Source organism: Saccharopolyspora aridisoli (genome assembly GCF_004348445.1).
GTDB lineage: Bacteria > Actinomycetota > Actinomycetes > Mycobacteriales > Pseudonocardiaceae > Saccharopolyspora > Saccharopolyspora aridisoli.
The window spans coordinates 1-907 of sequence record NZ_SMKV01000079.1; the positions used below are offsets into that span (position 1 = coordinate 1).

Annotated in this window: 1 pseudogene; it reads left to right on the forward strand. The window is 65.7% G+C overall.

Annotated features, from left to right (window positions below):
* Positions 1–53: 53 nt before the first annotated feature.
* Positions 54–907 (forward strand): annotated as a pseudogene (locus E1161_RS26915) (IS5 family transposase); the annotation flags it as partial.

The window sequence follows — 907 nt, forward strand, 5'->3', positions numbered from 1 at the left end:
CGCTAGGGGGTGTCCTCAAAGTGGGTGTGGGTGACCTGGTTTGATCTTGGTTGATGGTGCGTAGGCATGAGCTGACTGATGAGCAGTGGCAGGTCATCGAGCCGTTGTTACCGGCCTCGGGTGGCGGGACGGCCTCGGGTGGATGACCGCCGGGTGATCAACGGCATGCTGTACAAGGCCAAAACAGGCATCGCCTGGCGGGATCTGCCGGAGCGCTACGGGCCGTGGAAGACGGTCTACAACCGCTTCTGGCGGTGGTCGCGCACCGGTGTGCTGACCAGGCTGGTCGGCCAGGTTCGGGTGATTGCCGAGGCGATCGATGAGCTGGATGCCGAGGTGTCGGTGGATTCCAGCATCGTGCGTGCCCATCAGCACGCCGCCGGCGCCCGCCGCCCGAGAGAACCTCACACAGGGGGCCCGAGCGGATCCCGGCGGACACAGTGAGCCAGATGATCATGCTATCGGCCGGTCCCGTGGCGGGCCCACCACCAAGATCCATCTGGCCTGTGACGGGCACGGCCGCCCGCTGTCAGTGGTGCTCACCAGCGGCAATGTCAACGACTGCACGATGTTCACCCAGGTCATGGCCGGAGTCCGGTTCGATCGGGCCGGTCCAGGCAGGCCACGGACCCGCCCAGACCGGGTACTGGCCGACAAGGGCTACTCCAGCCGCGCGATCCGCGACTACCTTCGGCGGCGCGGTATCCCAGCCACGATCCCCGAACGCAAGGATCAACGGGCCAACCGGCAACGACGCGGCCAGGCCGGTGGGCGCCCACCCGCCTTCGAGGCCAGCATCTACAAGCGCCGCAACATTGTCGAACGCTGCTTCAACCAGCTCAAACAACACCGAGCTATCGCCACCCGCTACGACAAAACCGCCCAGTCCTACCAAGCCATGATCGAC